The sequence below is a fragment of the Streptomyces sannanensis genome, assembly GCF_039536205.1.
In the GTDB taxonomy this organism is placed as follows: domain Bacteria; phylum Actinomycetota; class Actinomycetes; order Streptomycetales; family Streptomycetaceae; genus Streptomyces; species Streptomyces sannanensis.
The window spans coordinates 1,937,830-1,959,473 of the sequence record NZ_BAAAYL010000001.1 but is presented as its reverse complement, the minus strand read 5'-3'; the positions used below and the strand labels follow the sequence as shown (position 1 = coordinate 1,959,473).

General features: G+C 72.4%; 17 protein-coding genes and 1 riboswitch. Of the genes, 6 read left to right on the top strand and 11 right to left on the bottom strand.

Annotation, left to right across the window (positions count from 1 at the left end; all coding sequences use genetic code 11):
• Nucleotides 1-221: 221 nt before the first annotated feature.
• Nucleotides 222-3,824 (bottom strand): cobaltochelatase subunit CobN, encoded by a 3,603-nt coding sequence (gene cobN, locus ABD858_RS09065; RefSeq protein ID WP_345035723.1) that lies wholly within the window; start codon nucleotides 3,822-3,824, stop codon nucleotides 222-224.
• Nucleotides 3,825-3,880: 56 nt separating this feature from the next.
• A riboswitch (cobalamin riboswitch) is annotated at nucleotides 3,881-3,975 on the bottom strand.
• 146 nt (nucleotides 3,976-4,121) lie between these two features.
• On the opposite strand from cobN, the gene cobG reads away from it, so the two are divergent.
• Genes cobG through ABD858_RS09050 form a run of 3 tightly spaced genes read left to right on the top strand, consistent with a single transcriptional unit; the run spans nucleotide 4,122 to nucleotide 7,479 of the window.
• A complete protein-coding gene (cobG, locus tag ABD858_RS09060) occupies nucleotides 4,122-5,345 on the top strand; it encodes a precorrin-3B synthase (RefSeq protein ID WP_345035722.1) in 1,224 nt (407 codons plus the stop codon).
• The gene (locus ABD858_RS09055) at nucleotides 5,342-5,983 is read left to right on the top strand and encodes a precorrin-8X methylmutase (RefSeq protein WP_345035721.1); all 642 of its coding nucleotides are present in this window, start codon (nucleotides 5,342-5,344) and stop codon (nucleotides 5,981-5,983) included. The genes cobG and ABD858_RS09055 overlap by 4 nt, the downstream gene beginning before the upstream one ends.
• Nucleotides 5,980-7,479, top strand: coding sequence for a precorrin-2 C(20)-methyltransferase (locus ABD858_RS09050; protein ID WP_345035720.1), 1,500 nt, complete (start codon nucleotides 5,980-5,982; stop codon nucleotides 7,477-7,479). The genes ABD858_RS09055 and ABD858_RS09050 overlap by 4 nt, the downstream gene beginning before the upstream one ends.
• Before the next feature lie 10 nt (nucleotides 7,480-7,489).
• Here the strand turns inward: ABD858_RS09050 and ABD858_RS09045 are convergent, their stop codons facing one another.
• On the bottom strand, nucleotides 7,490-8,236 hold the full coding sequence (locus ABD858_RS09045) for a cobalt-precorrin-6A reductase (RefSeq protein ID WP_345035718.1): 747 nt from the start codon (nucleotides 8,234-8,236) through the stop codon (nucleotides 7,490-7,492).
• 11 nt (nucleotides 8,237-8,247) lie between these two features.
• On the opposite strand from ABD858_RS09045, the gene ABD858_RS09040 reads away from it, so the two are divergent.
• Complete coding sequence (locus tag ABD858_RS09040) at nucleotides 8,248-9,372, top strand: cobalt-precorrin-5B (C(1))-methyltransferase (protein WP_345035717.1); 1,125 nt, start codon at nucleotides 8,248-8,250, stop codon at nucleotides 9,370-9,372.
• Between the two features lie 28 nt (nucleotides 9,373-9,400).
• Here the strand turns inward: ABD858_RS09040 and ABD858_RS09035 are convergent, their stop codons facing one another.
• The gene (locus tag ABD858_RS09035; protein WP_345035716.1) at nucleotides 9,401-10,414 is read right to left on the bottom strand and encodes a helix-turn-helix domain-containing protein; all 1,014 of its coding nucleotides are present in this window, start codon (nucleotides 10,412-10,414) and stop codon (nucleotides 9,401-9,403) included.
• Between the two features lie 223 nt (nucleotides 10,415-10,637).
• On the opposite strand from ABD858_RS09035, the gene ABD858_RS09030 reads away from it, so the two are divergent.
• Nucleotides 10,638-11,633: a peptidoglycan-binding domain-containing protein gene (locus ABD858_RS09030; protein ID WP_345035715.1), complete on the top strand. Its 996-nt coding sequence runs from the start codon at nucleotides 10,638-10,640 to the stop codon at nucleotides 11,631-11,633.
• A 72-nt stretch (nucleotides 11,634-11,705) separates the two neighbouring features.
• Here ABD858_RS09030 and ABD858_RS09025 read toward each other — a convergent pair whose 3' ends face one another.
• The gene (locus ABD858_RS09025; RefSeq protein WP_345035714.1) at nucleotides 11,706-12,776 is read right to left on the bottom strand and encodes a peptidoglycan recognition protein family protein; all 1,071 of its coding nucleotides are present in this window, start codon (nucleotides 12,774-12,776) and stop codon (nucleotides 11,706-11,708) included.
• Nucleotides 12,777-13,062: 286 nt separating this feature from the next.
• On the opposite strand from ABD858_RS09025, the gene ABD858_RS09020 reads away from it, so the two are divergent.
• The gene (locus ABD858_RS09020) at nucleotides 13,063-13,983 is read left to right on the top strand and encodes a peptidoglycan-binding domain-containing protein (RefSeq protein WP_345035713.1); all 921 of its coding nucleotides are present in this window, start codon (nucleotides 13,063-13,065) and stop codon (nucleotides 13,981-13,983) included.
• A gap of 64 nt (nucleotides 13,984-14,047) precedes the next feature.
• On the opposite strand, the gene cobM is transcribed toward ABD858_RS09020, so the two are convergent.
• The 7 genes from cobM to ABD858_RS08985 form a co-directional block, all read right to left on the bottom strand.
• A complete protein-coding gene (cobM, locus tag ABD858_RS09015; protein WP_345035711.1) occupies nucleotides 14,048-14,827 on the bottom strand; it encodes a precorrin-4 C(11)-methyltransferase in 780 nt (259 codons plus the stop codon).
• On the bottom strand, nucleotides 14,824-16,059 hold the full coding sequence (cbiE, locus tag ABD858_RS09010; RefSeq protein ID WP_345035710.1) for a precorrin-6y C5,15-methyltransferase (decarboxylating) subunit CbiE: 1,236 nt from the start codon (nucleotides 16,057-16,059) through the stop codon (nucleotides 14,824-14,826). The genes cobM and cbiE overlap by 4 nt, the downstream gene beginning before the upstream one ends.
• A gap of 154 nt (nucleotides 16,060-16,213) precedes the next feature.
• Nucleotides 16,214-16,834, bottom strand: coding sequence for a hypothetical protein (locus ABD858_RS09005; RefSeq protein ID WP_345035709.1), 621 nt, complete (start codon nucleotides 16,832-16,834; stop codon nucleotides 16,214-16,216).
• Between the two features lie 141 nt (nucleotides 16,835-16,975).
• A complete protein-coding gene (locus tag ABD858_RS09000; RefSeq protein ID WP_345035707.1) occupies nucleotides 16,976-17,425 on the bottom strand; it encodes a nucleoside deaminase in 450 nt (149 codons plus the stop codon).
• Entirely contained in the window at nucleotides 17,425-18,543 is a 1,119-nt protein-coding gene (locus ABD858_RS08995; protein ID WP_345035706.1) for a baeRF3 domain-containing protein, read from the bottom strand. Before ABD858_RS08995 ends, ABD858_RS09000 begins: the two co-directional genes overlap by 1 nt.
• A gap of 100 nt (nucleotides 18,544-18,643) precedes the next feature.
• A complete protein-coding gene (locus tag ABD858_RS08990; RefSeq protein WP_345035704.1) occupies nucleotides 18,644-19,924 on the bottom strand; it encodes a phosphoribosyltransferase family protein in 1,281 nt (426 codons plus the stop codon).
• Between the two features lie 86 nt (nucleotides 19,925-20,010).
• On the bottom strand, nucleotides 20,011-21,639 hold the full coding sequence (locus ABD858_RS08985) for an alpha/beta fold hydrolase (RefSeq protein WP_425586175.1): 1,629 nt from the start codon (nucleotides 21,637-21,639) through the stop codon (nucleotides 20,011-20,013).
• Between the last annotated feature and the right edge of the window lie 5 nt (nucleotides 21,640-21,644).

The following is a 21,644-nucleotide window of genomic DNA, read 5'->3' as shown; positions in this document are numbered from 1 at the left end:
CTCGGCGCCCCGCAGCCTTCCGCAAGCTCGCAGCTCTCCTGCGTGAGCCGGCCCGGACCTCTGCCGCCGGCCCGCCGACCCCGCGATATCCAGGCCCTCTTGACCTGCGACGAAGCCACTTCGGGAGCTGAGCACTCCAGCCCACTGAAAGTGCCGGAGGGCTCTGCGCGATGTGCGGAAGGCCGTGCGGACCACCTGGGTCCGCACGGCCTTCCGGACGTTCAGTCCTCCCCGCCCTCCAGGTCGCCCTCGGTCTCCAGGAACGCCTGGCGCAGCGCCTCCAGCACCGCCGGGTCGGGCTTCTCCCACATGCCGCGGGACTCGGCCTCCAGCAGGCGCTCCGCGATGCCGTGCAGTGCCCAGGGGTTGGCCTCCTGGAGGAACTCCCGGTTCTCCGGGTCCAGTACGTAGGTCTCGGCGACCTTGTCGTACATCCAGTCCGGGACCACGCCCGTCGTGGCGTCGTAGCCGAACAGATAGTCCACGGTCGCGGCCAGTTCGAAGGCGCCCTTGTAGCCGTGGCGGCGCATCGCCTCGATCCAGCGCGGGTTGACCACCCGGGCGCGGAAGACCCGCGAGGTCTCCTCCACCAGCGTCCGGGTACGCACCGTCTCGGGGCGCGTCGAGTCGCCGATGTACGCCTCGGGCGAGGTGCCCCGCAGCGCGCGCACCGCGGCCACCATGCCGCCGTGGTACTGGAAGTAGTCGTCCGAGTCGAGGATGTCGTGCTCGCGGGTGTCGGCGTTCTTCGCCGCCACCGCGATCCGCTTGTACGCGCTCTCCATCTCGGCGCGGGCCGCGCGGCCCTCCAGGCCACGGCCGTACGCGTAGCCGCCCCACACCGTGTACACCTCGGCCAGGTCGGCGTCCGTACGCCAGTCGCGGCTGTCGATCAGTTGGAGCAGGCCGGCCCCGTACGTACCCGGGCGGGAGCCGAAGATACGGGTGGTCGCCCGCCGCTCGTCGCCGTGCTCGGCCAGGTCGGCCTGGGTGTGGGCGCGAACGAAGTTCTGCTCGGCCGGCTCCTCCAGCGAGGCGACCAGCCGCACCGCGTCGTCCAGCAGGCCGATCACATGCGGGAAGGCGTCCCGGAAGAAACCGGAGATGCGCAGGGTGACGTCGATACGAGGGCGGCCCAGCTCGGCCGGCGGGATCGGCTCCAGGCCGTTGACCCGGCGCGAGGCCTCGTCCCACAGCGGGCGCACACCGAGCAGGGCCAGCGCCTCGGCGACGTCGTCGCCGGAGGTGCGCATCGCGCTCGTACCCCACAGGGAGAGGCCCACCGAGGTCGGCCACTCGCCGTTGTCGGAGCGGTAGCGCTCCAGCAGCGAGTCGGCGAGCGCCTGCCCGGTCTCCCAGGCGAGGCGGCTCGGCACCGCCTTGGGGTCGACGGAGTAGAAGTTACGGCCGGTCGGCAGCACATTGACCAGGCCGCGCAGCGGCGAGCCCGACGGGCCCGCCGGCACGAAACCGCCGTTCAGCGCGTGCACGGCGTGATTCAGCTCGTCGGTGGTCGCGGCCAGGCGCGGCACCACCTGACGGGCGGCGAAGTCGAGGACGGCCCTGACGTCATGGCCGTACTGGTCGGCGACTGCGGGTACGGCCCCCGGGTCCCAGCCGGCTTCCTCCATCGCCTCGACCAGTCCGCGGGCCTCCGCCTCGATGGCGTCGGCGGCGGCACGGGTCGCCGCGGACTCGTCCAGCCCCAGCGCCTCACGCAGACCCGGCAGAGCGGACGTACCGCCCCAGATCTGTCGGGCGCGCAGGATCGACAGGACCAGATTGACCCGCTCCGGGCCGGTCGGCGCACCGCCCAGGACGTGCAGACCGTCGCGGATCTGGGCGTCCTTGACCTCGCACAGCCAGCCGTCGACATGCAGCAGGAAGTCGTCGAAGCCGTCGTCGTCCGGGCGCTCGTCCATACCCAGGTCGTGGTCGAGCTTCGCGGCCTGGATCAGCGTCCAGATCTGCGCGCGGATCGCGGGCAGCTTCGCCGGGTCCATCGAGGAGATGCCCGCGTACTCGTCGAGCAGCTGCTCCAGGCGCGCGATGTCGCCGTACGACTCGGCACGCGCCATCGGCGGCACCAGGTGGTCGACCAGCGTGGCGTGCGCCCGGCGCTTGGCCTGCGTGCCCTCGCCCGGGTCGTTGACCAGGAAGGGATAGACCAGCGGCAGATCGCCGAGCGCCGCGTCCGGTCCGCAGGCCGCGGACAGACCCGCGTTCTTGCCGGGCAGCCACTCCAGGTTGCCGTGCTTGCCGAGGTGGACCATGGCGTCCGCGCCGAAGCCGCCGTCCGCCTGCACGGCCGCGATCCAGCGGTAGGCCGCCAAGTAGTGGTGCGAGGGCGGCAGATCGGGGTCGTGGTAGATCGCGATCGGGTTCTCGCCGAAACCGCGCGGCGGCTGGATCAGGATCAGCAGATTGCCGCGGCGCAGGGCCGCGAGCACGATGTCGCCCTCGGGATTGCGGCTGCGGTCCACGAACATCTCGCCCGGCGCCGGCCCCCAGTGCTCCTCCACCTGCTCGCGCAGCTCGGACGGCAGCTCGGCGAACCACCGCCGGTAGTCGGCGGCCGGTATACGCACCGGATTACGGGCCAACTGCTCCTCGGTCAGCCAGTCCTGGTCGTGGCCGCCCGCCTCGATCAGGGCGCGGATCAGCTCGTCGCCGTCGCCGGACTCCAGGCCCGGCACCGGCTCGTCGCCGAAGTCGTAGCCCTCCGCGATCAGGCGGCGCAGCAGCGCCACCGCGCTTGCCGGGGTGTCCAGACCGACCGCGTTGCCGATCCGGGAGTGCTTGGTCGGGTACGCCGACAGGACCAGCGCCAGGCGCTTCTCGGCGTTCGGGATGTGGCGGAGACGGGCATGCCGTACGGCGATCCCGGCCACCCGGGCCGCGCGCTCCGCGTCGGCGACATAGGACGGCAGACCGTCCGCGTCGATCTCCTTGAAGGAGAACGGCACCGTGATCAGACGGCCGTCGAACTCCGGCACCGCGACCTGGCCGGCCGCGTCCAGCGGGGACAGGCCCTCGTCGTTCTCCTCCCACGCATCACGCGACGAGGTCAGGCACAGCGCCTGCAGCACCGGCACGTCCAGCGCGGCCAGCGCGCCCGCGTCCCACGCCTCGTCGTCACCACCGGCCGACGCCTCGGCCGGCTTGGTACCGCCCGCGGCGAGCACCGTGGTGACCAGCGCGTCCGCGCCGCGCAGCGCCTCGATCAGCTCCGGCTCCGGGGCGCGCAGCGAGGCCACGTACAGCGGCAGCGGGCGGCCCCCGGCGTCCTCGATCGCGCCGCACAGGACATCCACGAAGGCCGTGTTGCCGCTCATGTGATGGGCGCGGTAGTAGAGCACGGCCACCGTGGGGCCGTCGATGTCCTCGCGGGCGGCCCGCTCCAGCGGCCCCCACGCCGGCGCCGCGGCGGGCGGCTCGAAGCCGTGACCGGTCAGCAGCACCGTGTCGGACAGGAAACGCGCCAACTGCTCCAGGTTGGCGGGGCCACCGTGCGCGAGATAGGCGTGCGCCTCGGCCGCGATGCCGACGGGGACCGTCGAGGCCGCCATCAGCTGGGCGTCCGGCGCCTGTTCACCGGTGAGCACGACGACCGGCCGGTCCTGGGCGAGGAGCGTGTCCAGGCCCTCCTGCCAAGCCCGGATGCCGCCGAGGAGACGCACGACGACGAGGTCCGTGCCCTGAAGCAGGGCGGGCAGGTCGCCTACGTCGAGCCGCGACGGATTCGCGAACCGGTACTCCACCGGCCCTTCCGCCGCACGGGCGCTGAGCAGGTCGGTGTCGGAGGTAGACAGCAGCAGGATCATGCGAGCGCAGGCCTTCCTCGGGGTGTCCGCGCCCCGGGCGGTGGTGAGGACGGCGGGAGTTCCTGGCTCACCCGGCGTTGTGCCGGGCTCACAGTGGCGGGACCGCGCCGGACTCTCACCGGGCTTCCTCCCCTGTCGCCGTCACTGGCGAAGAGCGGGCCTGGTGGCCCGCGCGGGCAGCATACCGCTGGCGGCGTGCCGCGCTCCTGGGCCCACCGTCGGGTGGGCGTCTCCGTCCGTCCTCAGGCGCGACGCCCACCGAGGGGTGGGCGGCGCAGCGTTGGTACGCTCGCCGCCATGTCAGTCGTACGGGACCGTGGTGACGCCTGCCCCGGGGCACTGCGGCTGCACTCCGCAGATGACGGGGCGTTGGCCCGTATCCGCATCCCCGCGGGCTACCTCACCGTGAGCCAGGCCGAAGTCCTCGCCGACGCCGCCGAGTCGCTCGGCGACGGGCATCTGGACATCACCTCGCGCGGCAATGTGCAGCTGCGCGGGCTGGCCGGCGGCTGTGGCCGGGAGCTGGCGGACGTGCTGGACGGAGCGGGGTTGCTTCCCTCGCCCAGTCATGAGCGCGTTCGCAACATCGTGGCCTCGCCGCTGTCCGGTCTGGACGGCAACGGGCATGCCGATGTGCAGCCCTGGGTGCGGGAACTGGACCGGCTGCTGTGCGCGGATGGCAATGCCACCGCGCTGTCCGGCCGCTTTCTCTTCGGACTCGACGACGGGCGGGGAGACATCACCACCCTCCGGGCCGATGTGATGTTGATCGCAGAGCCGGACGGGTCCGCGGTCCTGCGCGTCGCAGGCGACCCCACCGCGCTGCGGCTGCGCGCCGAGGACGGTCCGCGGGCCGCGCTGGTCGCCGCCGGGGCGTTCCTCGACGCGGCCCGGGACAGTGGTACACGGGCCTGGCGGGTACGTGAACTTCCGCCGGAGCACGCCCTGCTCGCAAGGGATGTTGCCGCCCGCCTGGCCGCCGCGGGTATCGCGTGCGTACCCGCCGAGCAGCCTCTGCCCGAGGGCGCCCCGCCCGCGCCCGGACTCGTCGAGGGGCCCGGCGGCCGCAGTGCCCTTTCCGTGCTCGCCCCGCTCGGCAGGCTCACCGCCGCCCAGTGGAGACAACTCGCCGAAGGCGCAGGCGAACTGCGTGTGACACCCTGGCGCGGCGTGGTCGTCGCCGATCCCGGTGCCGACGCGGCTGTCGGCCTGGTCACGGACCCCGCGTCCCCTTGGGTGGGCGTCGGTGCGTGCACGGGCCGCCCCGGTTGTGCCAAGTCCCTTTCCGACGTACGGTCCGACGCCGCGGCCACCGTGGGGTCGGGACGGGGCGGACTGCCCGTGTACTGGTCGGGGTGCGAACGCCGTTGCGGGCACCCGCACGGCACCTGGGTGGACGTGGTGGCGACCGGCGCCGGCTACGACATCTCCGTACTCGGAGAGCCGGTCCGTACCGGCGTGACCGCAGCAGAACTCGCCGGCGCAATCGCGGCGGCGCGGGCAACGACAGCGACGAGATGAGCGAGAGCACAGTGTTCGAGTACGAGAAGGACGGCGCGGAGATCTACCGCCAGTCCTTTGCCACGATCCGCGCGGAGGCGGATCTCGCGGCCCTGCCCGCCGATGTCTCCCAGGTCGTGGTGCGCATGATCCACGCGTGCGGGATGACCGATCTCGTACGCGACCTCGGCTGGACCCCGGACGCGGTGGCCAACGCCCGCGCCGCGCTCCGGGCCGGCGCGCCCATCCTGTGCGACGCGCAGATGGTCGCGTCCGGTGTCACCCGCAAGCGGCTGCCCGCCGACAACGAGGTGATCTGCACACTTTCCGACCCGTCCGTGCCGGAACTCGCAGCGAAGATGGGCACCACGCGCAGCGCCGCCGCGCTGGAGCTGTGGCGCGACCGCATGGAGGGCTCCGTCGTCGCGGTCGGCAACGCGCCCACAGCCCTCTTCCGGCTGCTGGAGATGATCGAGGAGGGTGCTCCCCGCCCGGCCGCGGTCATCGGTGTGCCGGTGGGCTTCATCGGCGCCGCCGAGTCGAAGGACGCACTCGCCGCCCACCCCTCGAAGCTGGACCACCTGATCATCCGCGGTCGCCGTGGCGGCAGCGCCATGGCCGCGGCGGCGATCAACGCGATAGCGAGCGAGGCGGAGTGAGCACCCAGGACAAGGGCCGTCTGTACGGCGTGGGACTCGGCCCCGGTGACCCGTCGCTGATGACGGTACGGGCCGTCGAGGTCATCGCCGAGGCCGATGTGATCGCGTACCACAGCGCCCGGCACGGCCGTTCGATCGCCCGCTCCATCGCCGCGAAGCATCTGCGGGCCGACCACATCGAGGAGCCGCTGGTCTACCCGGTCACCACGGAGTCCACCGACCACCCCGGCGGCTACCGCGGCGCACTCGACGACTTCTACGAGGAATGCGCACAGCGTCTCGCCGCGCACCTCGACGCGGGCCGGACGGTCGCCGTGATCTCCGAGGGCGATCCGTTTTTCTACGGCTCGTACCAGCACATGCACAAGCGGCTCGCCCACCGTTACCCGACCGAGGTCATCCCCGGCGTCACCTCGGTGAGCGCCGCCGCGGCCCGGCTCGGCACTCCGCTCGTCGAGGCCGACGAGGTGCTGACGATCCTGCCCGGCACGCTGCCGGAGGAGGAACTGACGGCCCGTCTGGCGTCCACGGACGCGGCGGTCGTGATGAAGCTCGGCCGCACGTTCCCCGCAGTGCGCGGCGCCATGGAGGCATCCGGACGTCTCGCCGAGGCGCGGTACGTGGAACGTGCCACGATGACCGGCGAGCGCACGGACACCCTCGCCTCGGTCGACGCCGACTCCGTGCCGTACTTCGCGGTGGCCGTCGTACCGAGCCGTATCGCCAACCCGCCCGCCGAACCCGCGCGGGGCGAGGTCGTGGTCGTCGGCACCGGTCCCGCGGGCCCGCTCTGGCTCACGCCCGAGACGCGCGGCGCCCTCTCCTCCGCCACGGACCTGGTCGGCTACACCACCTACCTGGACCGCGTCCCGGTACGTCCCGGCCAGCTCCGGCACGGCTCCGACAACAAGGTCGAGTCCGAGCGCGCCGAGTTCGCCCTCGACCTCGCCCGGCGCGGCCGGCGCGTCGCCGTGGTGTCGGGCGGCGACCCGGGCGTCTTCGCCATGGCCACGGCGGTCCTGGAGGTCGCCTCCCAGGACGCCTACCGGGACGTGCCGGTGCGGGTGCTTCCGGGTGTCACCGCCGCCAACGCGGCCGCCGCGAAGGCGGGTGCGCCGCTCGGCCACGACTATGCCGTGATCTCGCTCTCCGACCGGCTCAAGCCCTGGGAGGTCATCGCGGAACGGCTGCGCGCCGCCGCGACCGCGGATCTCGTACTCGCCCTGTACAACCCCGGCTCACGCAGCCGCACCTGGCAGGTCGGCAAGGCCCGTGAACTGCTCTTGGAGCACCGGGCCCCCGACACCCCGGTCGTCCTCGGCCGGGACGTGGGCGGCCCGGAGGAGTCCGTGCGGATCGTCCGGCTGGCCGACCTGGACCCGGCGGAGGTCGACATGCGGACGATCCTGCTGATCGGCTCGTCGCAGACCCGGGCGGTACGACGAGGGGACGGCCAGGAGATCGTCTGGACGCCCCGCCGCTATCCGGAAGCCTGACGCCCGTCCGTCACCCGAAGATGTCCCGTACCCAGGCGGCCGCCTCCTCCGGGGTGGCCGCCACCGGGACGCCCTCCGGGGCCGGCGGGCGGCGTACCACCACCACAGGGATGCCCGCCTCGCGGGCCGCGGTCAGCTTGGGGGCCGTCGCGGCGCCGCCGCTGTCCTTCGTCACCACGACGTCGACTCCATGGCGGCGCAGCAGCTCCCGCTCACCCTCCAAGGTGAACGGCCCCCGGTCCAGCAGCACTTCCGTACGGGCCGGACACGGGGCCTCCGGCGCGTCCACGGACCGTACGAGAAACCACAGCTCGTCCAGGTGCGCGAAGGCAGCGAGCTCCATCCGCCCGGTGGTCAGGAACACCCGCCTTCCCAGCCCCGGCAGCACCTCCGCGGCCTCCGCCAGCGAGCCCACCGGACGCCAGTCGTCCCCGGCACCCGGCACCCAGCCGGGCCGTCGCAGCGCGAGCAGGGGAACATGGGCCGAGGCGGCCGCCCAGGCCGCATTGAAACTGATCGTCCCGGCGAAAGGATGGGTGGCGTCGATGAACGCGTCCACCTGGTGCTCGCGCAGCCAGCGGGCGAGGCCCTCGGCCCCGCCGAAACCGCCGACCCTGACCTCCCCGGCGGGCAGCCGCGGCTGTGCGACCCTCCCCGCCAGCGAGGACGTGACCCGTACCTGGCCGTGCAGCAGCTCGGCGAGCCGGCGCCCTTCCGTCGTCCCACCGAGGATCAGCACATGCCGTATGACGTTCATCGGGCCCTTCCATGACTGAGGCGACCGGCGGCCGCAGCGCCCAACTCAAACACACCGGCCTGCGCCACGGCTGGACGACCGGCGCCTGCGCGACCGCGGCCGCCACGGCCGCGTACACGGCCCTGCTGGCCGGGGACTTCCCCGACCCGGTGACCATCACCCTGCCCAAGGGCCAGACCCCGGCCTTCGCCCTGGCCGCAGAGTTGATGTCCGACGGGCGGGCCATGGCGGGCATCGTCAAGGACGCGGGCGACGATCCCGACGTCACGCACGGCGCGCTGGTACGGGCCACGGTACGGCTGCTGCCGCCCGGCACGGGTATCGTCTTCCGCGCCGGCCCGGGCGTCGGCACGGTCACCCGGCCCGGGCTGCCGCTCGACGTGGGCGAGCCGGCCATCAACCCCGTCCCGCGTCAGATGATCCGCGACCACATCGCGACGGTCGCCGCGCGGTACGAGGCCTCCGGCGACGCCGAGATCACCATCTCCATCGACAACGGCGAGGAAATCGCGCGCAGTACGTGGAACCCGCGCCTCGGCATCCTGGGCGGCCTGTCCGTCCTCGGCACGACCGGGATCGTCGTCCCCTACTCCTGCTCGGCCTGGATCGACTCGATCCGCCGAGGAGTGGACGTGGCCCGAGCGGCGGGCCGCACCCATGTGGCAGGCTGCACCGGCTCGACCTCCGAGAAGACGGTCGTCTCCGTCCACGGCCTCCCCGAGGACGCCCTCCTCGACATGGGCGACTTCGCGGGCGCGGTGCTGAAGTACGTACGCCGCCACCCGGTCGACCGCCTCACCATCTGCGGCGGCTTCGCGAAGCTCTCCAAACTGGCCGCCGGCCACATGGACCTGCACTCCGCGCGCTCCCAGGTCGACAAGGGCTTCCTCGCCGAACTGGCCCGCGAAGCCGGCGCGTCCGAATCGCTGGCCTCCGCCATCGCCAAGGCCAACACCGGCCTTGCCGCACTTCAGTTGTGCGCGGCGCAGGGCGTCCCCCTGGGCGACATGGTCGCCGCCACCGCCCGCGACCAGGCCCTGGCGGTCCTGCGCGGCGCGCCGGTCACGGTCGACGTGATCTGCATCGACCGCGCGGGCACGATCGTAGGTCGCACGACCCCGAAGGGCCCCGCCTGAAGGCGCGCCCCCCGGGCCGACGCCGGGGTCAGGGCTGCACCGTGGCGAGCGGTGAGCATTCGCGTTCGCGCTGGCTGGGGATGGCGCCGCAGATGGCGACCGTGTCGTGCGGGGCCTCGCGGGAGACGGCGAGCATGCGCGTGTAGGTGTCGGTGCCCACGCGGATCACCGCGGTCTGTTCCCGGCCGAACCTGTTCTTGATGGTGACCGTGTCCCCGACCGTGCCGTTCTCGATCCGGCCCCAGACCGCCTGGCAGCCGGGGCTGTACCGCAACTGGATGTGCATGCCGCGAAGCCAGGCCGTCCGGACGGTGACCGCGTCCCACTGGCAGTCCATCGACTGAGGCTCCCGGCCGATGCAGACGTCCCCGCGGCAGCCCGGATCCGCCTCGACCGCGGCGGCCGGATCGGAGGGGCGGCTCTGGGGCGGGTGGGACATCCGGGACGACTGTGACGGCTGGGGCGTCCGATGCGCGGCGGTCCAGCTGCTTTCGAGGTTCGGGCCTTGCGCGGAGCCGACCGTCAGCGCGGTGGCGGCTCCGCCCAGCAGTGCGCCGGCCGCGAGCAGGCCGACGGTACGGCCCGTACGCCGCCACTGTGGTTCGGTGCGCGGGCGCGACGGCCCGGCCGCGCCGGGCGGCTCGGGCTCGACCACGTCGGGTCCGGGATCGACCACCTCGGCCGGTGGCGCCGGGCGCGCCGGACCGGGCCCCGCCACCGGGAGCGGGGCCGCGGGCGCCTCCGGTTCCGTCGGATTGCCCTTCTGCCCCTGGGGCCTCTGCCCGCCGGCCGCCACCGCCCCCAGCAGCTCGAGCAATGGCGCGGGGTCCTCGCCCGCCGCGTCCGCGAACTGCTCCACGGCGACCCTGGTCGGCAGCTGTTTGCCGTTCAGGAAGCGCTCCCAGGAAGACCGGCTGTAGTGCGTGCGGTTCGCCAGTCGGCCGAAGCTGAGTCCCGATGCCTCCTTGATGCGGCGCATCTCCTCGGCAAGTGTCTCCCTCGGTTCGGCCGTCCCGTCCGTGTCGTCCGTCCCCCGCGTCATGGCCCACCCCCGTCCTGTTCCCAACAGGGCACATCATGAGTACCACTCGACACAGGGTCAACACCCGCTGGATGTACGAGGTTCAAACGGGTGAAGCGGTCGGGCCGCGGGCCGTCCCGGGATATCCCGCACCCCTCTGCGGGACATTCCACGGACGGCCGTGCGTGCCGATGATGGGGCCTTCTGCTCACCGCGACGACCGTCCCCAAGGAGCGAGACACCCATGACCTTGTTCGCCGCAAGAATTCCCCTGCCGTTACCACGACTTGTCGTCCTGCTGGCCACGACACTGGCCCTGCTGCTCGGTCTCGGCCGTCCGGCGGATGCCTTCGCCGGGGCTTTCTTCCCGACCCAGAGCACCGGGACCCGCGGGTCCGACGTCGTCGCGCTGCAGCATTTGCTGAACGCGCGCGGTCAGAGCCTCGCCACGGACGGGGTGTTCGGTTCGGGCACGGTGTCGGCCGTGAAGTCGTTCCAGGGCGCGAACGGTCTCGCGGCCGACGGCATCGTCGGCCCGGCCACCTGGGGCAAGGCGATCATTACCGTCCGCGAGGGCGACAGCGGTCCGGCGGTCAAGGCCGTCCAGTCACTGCTGAACGCCAAGCGCAGCGCGGGCCTCACCGTCGACGGCGTCTTCGGCTCCGGCACCGCCTCCGCGGTGCGTACCTTCCAGAGCCACGCGGGACTGGGCGCCGACGGCGTCGTCGGCGCCGACACCTGGCGCAATCTCCTGTGGCACTACGAGTCGGTGAACTTCGGTGCCGGAACGCTGTGCGACGAGAACCCGGACGGCAACACCAGCGCCAACTGGGGCACCGGTGCGGCGGTCGGCCAGCTGGAGGCCGCCGCGGCCACCTTCTCCTCGAACGGACGAGGCCGTGTGCCCGTCGGCGACCTCAGCTGGGAGCACGGCGGTGACATCAACGGGCACTCCAGCCACGAGGCCGGAATGGACGCCGATGTGTGGCCGATCCGCACGGACGCCGCGCAGTGCACCGCGAGCCGCATCACCTGGCAGTCCTCGACGTACGACCGTGCCGCCACCCGCAAGCTGGTGCAGGCGATCCGCGCGGCCGCACCCGGACACATCAAGGTCATCTGGTTCAACGACCCCGTCCTGATCGACGAGGGCCTGACCGAGCCGCTCACCAACCACGACAACCACCTGCACATCCGGTACTGCGAAGCGGTTCACCCGAACTCGCTGTACGACTGCTGACGGCTGGTGCCCCGACCGTCCCAAGGGGAACTCGGGACGGTACGCGGGCCGGGGCGCGGACGGGGGCGGTGCTCAGGCGACCAGACGGCTCCAGGTCCGGGCGTCCACCACACCGTCGGTGGGCAGCCCCCCGGAGCTCTGGAAGGCCGTCACCGCACTCCGGGTGGCGGTGCCGAACTGCCCGTCGACGACGAGACTGTGGCCGAGCGACACGAGCCGGCTCTGCACCGCCCGTACGGCGTCGCCGGAGTCCCCCGTCCGCACCGGCGCGACCAGCTGGTTCCAGGTCTGCCGCCCGGCGACGCCGTCCACCGCGGCCCGGGACACGGTCTGGAAGTCACGCACGGCGGCCTCCGTGAGCGGCCCGAACGAGCCGTCCACGGTGAGCGTGGTCCCATGCCGAACGAGCAGGTACTGCAGCGTCTTCACTCGTTCTCCGGTGTCACCGCCGCGCAGCGCGGGCCAGACCGGCGCGGTCGGATCGCCGCCGATCGCGGCGGCCACATCGGCGCGGAGCCGGTCCAGCAGCGCGTAGAGGCGGTCGCCCGGGCAGTCGGTGTTGTTGAAGTCGCGGTGTCCGTAGATCTGATAGGCGCGCAGCCCGTACTGCCGGCAGATATGGGTGCACAGCTGGACCAGCGCTGTGTACTGGGCCGGGCGTGGCTCCTGGGTGGTGAAGGTCCCCTCGGTCTCGATGCCGACGGCCACCGTGTTCTGTTCGGTGCAGTGGGCGGACTCGACGTACTGGGTGCCGGAGGCCAGCGCTGCCTCACTGCTGTGCCGGCCCTCCATGACGTGGGCGCCGGCGCTGATCGTGAAGTGCTGGCCGGTGTCGATGAAACCCCTGACGTCCATGTGGTGGTTCTGGATGGAGCGGGCGAGCGAGAAGGCGTGCGCCTGCGAGTAGTCCGTGCTGTTCGCGGTCGCCGTGTGGTGGACGATGATCTTGTGCGGGACGGTCTGGAGCACGTTCACCGGGCTGCTGGGCTTGCGGGCGCCCCACTCCGCACAGTCGTGGATCACCGGACCGGCGGCGTAGGCCCGTCCGGCGGAGTGCAACGGCAGAAAGGCTGCCGTGCCCAGCGCGAGGGCACCGCCGAGCACGGAGCGCCGGTGCAGGTGGGGACGGTCGATCGAAACCATCGTCAAGTCCTTACGGAGAAGGGTCCTGGGGTCACAGGCGTCGCGACACGGCGCCAGACTTCCCTGGTCACGCTTCCCTGTGCCGTCCGTCTCAGGAGCCCCGTATGCCGAGTACGGGACGCCCTCGGGACGTCTCCGCTCCCGTCCCAGCGTTCTCTGCTCATCCCGACTTCCCCGTGGGACACGCTGGTTCGTTGTTTCCGGGGCCACAATCGGTCCCGCAGCTGTGATCCATTCCGCGGGCGGGGGGACCGTCCGTCACCCCGCGGCACAGTCAAGGAGAATCATGCAGAGACGTTTCCCGGCACTTGTCGCCACGGTCCTCGCGGCGCTCGTCGCCGTACTGCTCGGCCCGGGCACCGCCCAGGCCGCCACCTGGCCGGTCATCGCCCGCGGCGACAGCGGCGCCCAGGTGACGACCGTTCAGCACCTGCTCACCCACCGGGGTTACGCCACCACGGCCGACGGCATCTTCGGCGCGGGCACCGAGACCAAGGTCAAGTCCTTCCAGAGCGCCAACGGGCTCGCCGCCGACGGCTCCGTCGGCCCGCTGACCTGGCCGAAGCTGGTCGTCACCGTGCAGAACGGCAGCTCGGGCAGCGCCGCCAAGGCGGCCCAGACCCAGCTCAACCGGTACGGCTACGGCCTTGCCGTCGACGGGGCCTTCGGTACGGCGTCGGTCAACGCGGCCAAGAACTTCCAGTCCAAGCACGGCCTCACGGCCGACGGCGTCGTCGGCGCCGCCACCTGGAACGCCCTGGTCGGCGGCTCCGGCAGCGGCGGGGGCGGCACCAGCCGCGCGCAGCTCGCCGCGTCCATCGACGCCAACTCCCGGATCTCGCTGCTGACCTACCACATCAGCGGCGTCTCCGACCCCGACTCCACGGCCCAGGCCAACATCACCGACACCAAGAACGGCACCACCGCCGAGACCAGCAACTACAGCGACGTCGGCGAGCGCGAGGTCTGGCTCTCCACCGCCATGCTCAACGGCATGCTCAAGCTGGCCACCGAGCGCGGCTACACCTTCCTGGTCACCGAGATCGCCGGCGGTGACCACTCGAGCACCTCCAACCACTACGAGGGCATCGCGTTCGACGCGGACAACATGTCGGTCAGCAACGCGACCTTCGTCAGCGCCTGCCGCGCCTACGGTGCCACCGAGGCCCTCGACGAGGGCAACCACGTCCACTGCGCCTGGGAGTGACAAGCCCGCCGCACTGATCGAGTGCCGGGGCTGCGCGACGGCCGCAGCCCCGGCACCATGTGTGTCAGGCGACGGGGGCGCCCGGGACGGGGGCGCAGGGCTCGTGGCGTTCGCGGTCCGCCGAGTACAGATGGCTGTCGCGGAACTGCGAAGCCCCCAGCGTCCGCCCCACCATGATGACCGCGGTCCGCAGGACCCCCGCCTCCTTCACCCGGTCCGCGATGTCCGCCAGCGTGCCCCGCAGCACCAGTTCGTCCGGGCGGCTGGCCATGGCCACCACCGCGGCGGGGCAGTCCGCGCCGTAGTGGGGGAGGAGTTCTCCGACGATCCGGTCGACGTAACGCGCCGCCAGGTGCAGCACCAGCAGCGCGCCGCTGCGGCCCAGCGTGGCGAGGTCCTCACCGGGTGGCATGGGCGTGGCCTGCTGGGCCACGCGCGTGAGGATCACCGTCTGGCCGACCGTGGGAACGGTCAGTTCACGCTTCAGCGCGGCCGCGGCAGCGGCGAAGGCGGGCACGCCGGGCACGACCTCGTAGGGCACGCCGGCTGCGTCCAGTCGCCGCATCTGTTCGGCGACGGCGCTGAAGACGGAGGGGTCGCCGGAGTGGAGGCGGGCCACGTCGTGCCCGGCCTCGTGCGCGCGGACGAGCTCCTCGGTGATCCGGTCGAGGTCGAGCTGCGCGGTGTCGACGAGCCGCGCGTCCGGCGGGCATTCGTCGAGGAGTTCGTGGGGCACCAGGCTGCCGGCGTACAGGCACACTCCGCAGCGCGCGAGCGTACGCGCGCCGCGCACCGTGATCAGGTCGGCGGCGCCGGGCCCGGCGCCGATGAAGTACACGGTCATCGTTCTTCTTCTCCTGCCTTGGTGACAGCCCATTGCGTGACCGGCATGGCCTGCCGCCACCCCGTGAATCCGCCGACCGGCACGGCGTGGGCGACCGCGAGCCGGACCAGGTCGCCCCCGTGCCGCCGGTACCACTCGGTCAGCAGCGCCTCGGATTCGAGGGTCACCGTGTTGGCGACCAGCCGGCCTCCGGTGGGCAGGGCGTCCCAGCAGGCGGCCAGCAGTCCGGGGGCGGTGAGTCCGCCGCCGATGAACACCGCGTCGGGCACGGGGAGTCCGGCGAGCGCGGCGGGGGCGCGGCCGGTCACGACGCGCAGTCCGGGGACACCGAGGGCCTGGGCGTTGCGTCCGATCCGTTCGGCCCGTACCGCGTCACGCTCGACGGAGACCGCGTGGCACGAGGGGTGTGCCCGCATCCATTCGATGGCGATCGAACCGGAGCCGCCGCCCACGTCCCAGAGCAGTTCGCCGGGGGCGGGCGCGAGTGCGGCCAGCGTGGCGGCGCGTACGTACCGCTTGGTGAGCTGGCCGTCGCTCTCGTACGCCTCGTCGGGAAGTCCCGGTACGGTGCCCAGCCGCAGGGCGCCAAGATCGCGTACGCAGTCCACGGCGATGACGTTGAGGGGATCGCCGGCCGGGTGCTCCCACGTGTCGGCGGTGCCGTCGAGCTGCCGCTCCCGTTCACCGCCCAGTTGTTCCAGGACGCGCATCCGGCTGGATCCGTAGCCCTGTTCGCGGAGGAGTGCCGCGACGGCCGCGGGGGTCGCGGCGCCGGCGCTGAGCACCAGGACGCGTCGTCCGTCGTGCAGTACGCGGGTCAGTCCGGCGGCCGGGCGTCCGACGAGGGTGACGACGTCCGTCTCCTCCACCGGCCAGCCGAGCCGGGCGCAGGCGTACGAGACGGACGAGGGGTGGGGGAGCACGCGCAGTGTGTCCGGCCCGGCGATCTCGCCGAGGGTGCGGCCGATGCCGTAGAACATGGGGTCCCCGCTGGCGAGTACGCAGACACGGCGTCCGGCGTGCGCCGCGAGGAGTCCGGGGACGGCGGCGCGCAGGGGAGTCGGCCAGGTCACGCGTTCGCCCGCGCAGTCGGCGGGCAGGAGGTCCAACTGCCGTGCTCCGCCGATGAGGACCTCGGCGCGCAGCAGGGCATCTCGCGACGCGGCCGGGAGTCCTGCCCAGCCGTCGGCGCCGATCCCGACGACGGTCACGGTGGGGGAGGCTGCGTTCACGTGCCCGAACTCTACCTGCTGGTCCGACCCGTTCGGATGGGCCGTGGATGTGAGGCATTCCATGGGCAGTCCGCGCTCACCAGCCGGTTTGCGGAGCATCGGTCCGGAGTGGTTTGCCGTGCCGACGGCGAGGGCAGCTGTGCCGGCACCGTGCTCAGCGGCTGCTGTTGAGGAACCCGATCAGCATGGCTCCCCACCAGCCGATCTGCGAGACCGTCGCGGTCGTGGCCCCCCAGGCCAGCAGCCCGGTGCCGAGCCGGGCGCCTGGGCGGAGGTCGCTCTGCCGCTGCTTCATCCGCCGGTTGAGCAGCCCGGCCTGGAGGCCGTTGACGGTGAGTACGGCGACCAGGGCCAGCTTGGTGAGCGTGAGCGGGGACGACAGGTCGGGGTGCAGCATCATCCCGGTCGTCACAAGTCCGGCCAGTCCGGCCCAGATCGGCGTGTGCAGCCGCGAGGTCGCGCCGAGCATGTCCTGCAGGCCGCACCGCCCGGACATCCACAGCAGACCGTAGTAGTCGGCCACCATCACGGCCCCGAAGCCGAGCACGAGCGAGGCGAGATGCAGAAAGAGGGCCACGGTGTGCAGGGCGGGATCGACCCGCAGATGTACGGACGTCCATATGCAGCAGGTCAGTGCGAGGCAAGCGAGCACGGCTGCCGCGGCCACGGTCCACCACGAGTCGTAGAGCCCCGGTTTTCGCTGCGGTCCGTCCGCGGACAGCGGAGCCGCCGACGGCAGTACGGACAGCGCGGGCTCCGGGGACAGAGCGGACACAGAGGCCTCCAGGACGACGAATCAGACAAGGTAAGGCTTACCTAAGATGTCTTTTCAGTCAATTCAGGACCGACATGCCGCCCGGTCGGGCGCACGGCGTGCTGCGGGCGGTCCCGGCAGAGATCTGCTGCTCACTGTGCGTCAGTCTCCGATGTCCTCGGACCAGAGTTCGGGGTTGGCCCGGATGAAGTCCCGCATCAGCGCCTTGCATTCGGCGTCGTCGAGCACGACGATCTCGACGCCGTGCTCCGCGAGCCAGTCGTGCCCGCCGTAGAAGGTGTCCGCCTCGCCGATGACGACCCGTGGGATGCCGAACTGCCGGACCAGCCCGCTGCAGTACCAGCAGGGGGAGAGCGTCGTCACCATCGTCGTACCGCGGTAGCCGCGCAGCCGTCCGGCGGCCCGGAACGCGGCCGTCTCCGCGTGCATGGACGGATCCCCGTCCTGCACGCGGCGGTTGTGCCCCCGCCCCAGCAGAGTGCCGTCGGGGCCGTACAGCGCGGCGCCGATCGGGACGCCGCCCTCGGCCAGCCCGGCGCACGCCTCCTCCACCGCGGCGGGGAGCAGGGCGCGCGCCGTGGCCGTGTCCATCAGTAGCGCAGGACGGCCGCGACCCGGCCGTGGGCCTCGAGACGGCCGTCGCCCACGAACATGACCTCGGCCCCGGTGCCGAGCGTGGTCTCGACGAGGGTGTCGACGACGTCCTCCTCGGCGCCGGGCACCTCGGGCGACTCGGCCGGGGCCAGATGCGTCCCCGTGGGCACCGCGGTGGCCTCGAAGCTCTCCTCGACCAGCAGCAGCTCGATGCGGCTCTCGTGCGCGGCCCGCCAGACCTCGTCCAGCCCGGCGGCGAACCGGCGCTGTCCCGGGGCCTTGTTCAGCCGGTCCAGGGCCTCCTGCTCCCGCCGGGCGGCGTACTCCTCGCGGGCCGGGTGCAGGATCTCGGCCAGCTCGTGGCCGGTCGCCTTGTCGCTGCCGCCGCGCGCCACGCGGGCGCCCAGGTGCTCGGTGTTGCGGGACAGCGCCTCGAACGCCTTGAGCGTCATCTCCAGCCCGACCAGGTGTACCGGCGCGGGATTGGAACGCACGGCGTCGGCGAGCTTGCCGTCGACCGCGCGCAGATACTGGCGTACCCGCTCGTCGTGGTGCATGTGGTGGGAGCCGCCGTAGTCGCCGAAGTTGGCGCCGGGCTGGGCGTCCTGGTGGTCGGGGATCTCCGGCCGGGCGGGGAAGCCGAAAGCGGTGACCTCCTCCAGGGTGTCCCCGGCGCCGTGCCACAGCCGGCTGCGGTCCTCGGAGATGACCAGTGCCCAGTACGGCTGCTCGTGCAGCCAGGAGGAGACCAGATCGCGGGTGAGGAAGGTGCCTGCGATGACCACCCGCTCGGCGGTCTCGGTCGGCAGGGCCCACACCTCGTGTTCACCGGGGGCGGCCAGGACCAGGGTGGTCTTGGCCGCGTTGCGCAGATCGACTTCGGCGGCGGCCGCGTCCAGCTGCTTCTCCACGTCCATCCGCTTCTCCCGGGCCAGGCCCGGATCGTCGGCGAGCTGCTTCTTCGCGCCGGCGATCATGTTGCGCAGGGTGATGGCGCTCTGCGTGTCCTGGGCCGCCTGCCGGTGCGTGGGCATGAGCAGCGAAATGGCGGGATACGGGCGGGGAGCCCGGAGCGCGGCGAGAACAGCCGGAGTGAGTTCGAAAGTATGGCGCACGGCGCAGCACTCCTTGCCCTGATGGATACGGACTATCCCAGCCTTCCACCGGCTCCGCCGCCCCGCATGTCCTGCGCTCCGATCGCGGAACCGGCGGCCGTCACGGGAGGTGGCTCGTGAACCACTCCCCGGCCAGGTCCGCAACCTGTTCCAGGGTTCCCGGCTCCTCGAAGAGGTGGGTGGCGCCGGGCACGACCGCCAGCTCGTTCTCGCAGCGCATACGGGCAGCGGCTTCGCGATTCAGTTCGAGTACTTGTGTGTCCAAGCTTCCCACGATGAGCAGTGTCGGCGCACGTACCTCACCGAGCACGGGAGCCGCCAGGTCGGGACGGCCGCCCCGGGAGACCACCGCGGCGATGTCCGCCCCCGGTTCGGCGGCGGACGTCAGCGCGGCCGCGGCGCCGGTGCTCGCCCCGAAGTAGCACACGGGAAGATCGAGTTCGGTGCGCAGCCAGGCGGTGGCCCCGGTGAGCCGGGTGCCCAGCAGCGGGATGTCGAAGACCTTGGCGCGGTCGATCTCCTCGGCCGGGGTGAGCAGATCGAAGAGCAGGGTGCCCAGGCCGGCCCGGTTCAGGGCGGTCGCCACGGCCCGGTTGCGCGGACTGTGGCGGCTGCTGCCGCTGCCGTGGGCGAAGACCACGACCGCCCGTGCGCCGTCGGGGAGCGCCAGACTCCCCGGCAGGGGGATCCCACCGACGTCCACGACCACTTCGGGGTCCGGGGCCGCGGGGCCCGGCTCGCCCGTGCCGGGTTCCCGCCCCGAGAGCAGCTCGCCGACCTCGTCGTCGCTGGTCTGCGAGAAGTCCAGATACCACTGGCCGACCGAGCCGAAGTCGGCCCGCTCGGAGACGCAGACCACGGCATCCGCCTCCTGCCGCAGCCAGGCCACCGAATCGGACGCCGCCACGGGCACCGCCAGCACCACCCGGCTCGCACCCTGCGCCCGCGCCACCTGGCAGGCGGCCGCCGCGGTGGAGCCGGTGGCGACACCGTCGTCGACGATGACGGCTGTACGTCCCGTGAGCGGCACGCGCGCACGTTCCCCGCGGTAGCGGGCCGCCTGCCGCTCCAGGGCCGCCCGCTCCGCCTGCTCCACCGCGGCGCGGTCCGCCATGGTCAGCCGGGCCATACGGACCACCTGCTCGTTGATGATCCGCACCCCGCCCTCCCCGACCGCGCCGAAGCCCAGCTCGGGCTGGTACGGCACACCCAGCTTGCGGACCACGATGATGTCGAGCGGCGCCCCGAGAGCCTTGGCCACCTGGTAGGCCACCGGCACCCCGCCGCGGGGCAGGCCCAGCACGACGGGATCCTCCAGCCCCAGCCGCCCGACCAGCTCGGCCAGCTGCGCCCCGGCCGACGTCCGATCCGTGAACAGCACGGCCCACCTCCGGTCCCAGATTGATCACTGTCCGTGACATCATGCACACGGTGTCGCGCGCGCACGGGACAGCGAAACGCTGGGCGTCAGCCGAACCGGTGCAGGACCTCCGCGATGTAGTCCTCCAGCCGCCCGGTGAGCACGTCCGGCGTCAGATCCGTACGCCCGAGCTCGCGCCACGCAACGGCGACCTTCTCCGCGTCCGGCGCGAAGGCGAGGGCGTCGAGCAGGCGCCAGTACAGCTGCGCCGCGGGGTCCGGTGACAGCCGGCCGCCCAGTGCCGCGTACCGCTCGCCGAACAGTATGGCGGCCCGCGTCCCGTGCAGCAGCGCCAGAGCGGTGGAGCAGTGGGCGACGTCCAGATCGGCCGGCCCCCACGAGGTCTCGACCCAGTCGACGACACCACTGACGCGGAGCGACTCGCCCGCCCCGGTGAACAGGACATTGGCGGGATGGAAGTCACGGTGCAGGAAGCAGCCCTCGTACCGCGGCTCCCGGCCGCGCAGCACGTCGACCGCCCGGGCCCAGAGCTCCGGACGTTCCGTGGCCTCCGGGATCCGTACGCGCTCGGGCGAGGTCCACGCCTGGTACGGGCGCGGGCGGGCGCCCTCCGGCACCTCGAGGGCGTGGATGCGCACCAGCTGCTCCGCCAGCAGGCCGATCCGCCGGTCCAGGTCCTCCTCGTCGGCGCGCACCCGGCCCGGAAGCCGGGACATCAGCAGCGAGGGATGCTCGCAGTGCTCGCCCTCGGCATCGACGGCGAGAAGGTCCGCCGCCGGAACGCCGCTGCCGGCCAGCAGGGTCAGAATGTCCGCCTCGCGCGTGAGCAGGCCGGGCGCATGACGCCGGAAGAAGGGTTTGACGAAGGACCGCAGCACCACGTCCCGTTGTGTGCCCGCCCCTTCGACGTGCAGGAGCCGCATCTGTGAGGTCCAGCCGCCCCGCAGCCTCCCCAGCCCGGTGATCCGCTGTCCCTCTGGCAGTTGCTTCTCCGCCCAGGCACGGGTCGCCGACAGGCCCTCGTCGAGCATGGCGTCGACGAACCGCTCCCGGTCGCCGGGGTGGTCCCGGAACCAGGCCGCCAGCTGATGGTCCGCCCCTGCGAAGTCCAGCCGCGTGAACCGTGAACCCGACGCCAGTGCGTCCGTCACGGACTCGGTGACCTCGGACGGGATCACCGCGTCCACCTCGGGCAGGGCGAGCACGGCCCGCCCCGGGAAGCCCCGGAAAACCTCCAGCGCCTTCGAGTCCCGCCAGCTGTCCGGGGTCCGGATGATCCCGGTGAAACCGCCACCGAAACGCACCGGCCAGGCCCGCGCGGCGTACACCGCGGGGGTGCCCAGCCCGACAGCGGCCACCCTGTCCCCGTAGTGATCCACCAGGTCGGCGACCGTCTGTCCGCTCATGCTGAAGCCGACCAGAATCAGCCGGCCCCCGGCGGGAGCGTATGCGTCGATGACGTTCCGGGCCTGCGTGAACCGGCGCTCCAGGCTCAACTCCCGTAGTTCGCCGGAGCTGTCGCCGTGCCCGGAGAAGTCGAAGGCGATGGTGCGGCAGCCGCGTGCCGCGAAGTCCCGGGCGAGCGGGGCCAGTCGCTCCTTGCTGCTGGTACCCGCTCCGTGCAACAGCACGACGGTTGTCGCCGGATCCGGGTCATCCGGTTCCGTCACGGAACAACTGAGCCGTTCACCGTCGCATTCGAAGATCGTCGCCATGGCCC

Excerpts from the sequence above, each read along its gene's own strand:
- cobN (WP_345035723.1), bottom strand. The coding sequence starts at position 3,824 with ATGATCCTGCTGCTGTCTACCTCCGACACCGACCTGCTCAGCGCCCGT.
- cobG (WP_345035722.1), top strand. The coding sequence starts at position 4,122 with ATGTCAGTCGTACGGGACCGTGGTGACGCCTGCCCCGGGGCACTGCGG.
- ABD858_RS09055 (WP_345035721.1), top strand. The coding sequence starts at position 5,342 with ATGAGCGAGAGCACAGTGTTCGAGTACGAGAAGGACGGCGCGGAGATC.
- ABD858_RS09045 (WP_345035718.1), bottom strand. The coding sequence starts at position 8,236 with ATGAACGTCATACGGCATGTGCTGATCCTCGGTGGGACGACGGAAGGG.
- ABD858_RS09040 (WP_345035717.1), top strand. The coding sequence starts at position 8,248 with ATGACTGAGGCGACCGGCGGCCGCAGCGCCCAACTCAAACACACCGGC.
- ABD858_RS09035 (WP_345035716.1), bottom strand. The coding sequence starts at position 10,414 with ATGACGCGGGGGACGGACGACACGGACGGGACGGCCGAACCGAGGGAG.
- ABD858_RS09030 (WP_345035715.1), top strand. The coding sequence starts at position 10,638 with ATGACCTTGTTCGCCGCAAGAATTCCCCTGCCGTTACCACGACTTGTC.
- ABD858_RS09025 (WP_345035714.1), bottom strand. The coding sequence starts at position 12,776 with ATGGTTTCGATCGACCGTCCCCACCTGCACCGGCGCTCCGTGCTCGGC.
- ABD858_RS09020 (WP_345035713.1), top strand. The coding sequence starts at position 13,063 with ATGCAGAGACGTTTCCCGGCACTTGTCGCCACGGTCCTCGCGGCGCTC.
- cobM (WP_345035711.1), bottom strand. The coding sequence starts at position 14,827 with ATGACCGTGTACTTCATCGGCGCCGGGCCCGGCGCCGCCGACCTGATC.
- ABD858_RS09000 (WP_345035707.1), bottom strand. The coding sequence starts at position 17,425 with ATGGACACGGCCACGGCGCGCGCCCTGCTCCCCGCCGCGGTGGAGGAG.
- ABD858_RS08985 (WP_425586175.1), bottom strand. The coding sequence starts at position 21,639 with ATGGCGACGATCTTCGAATGCGACGGTGAACGGCTCAGTTGTTCCGTG.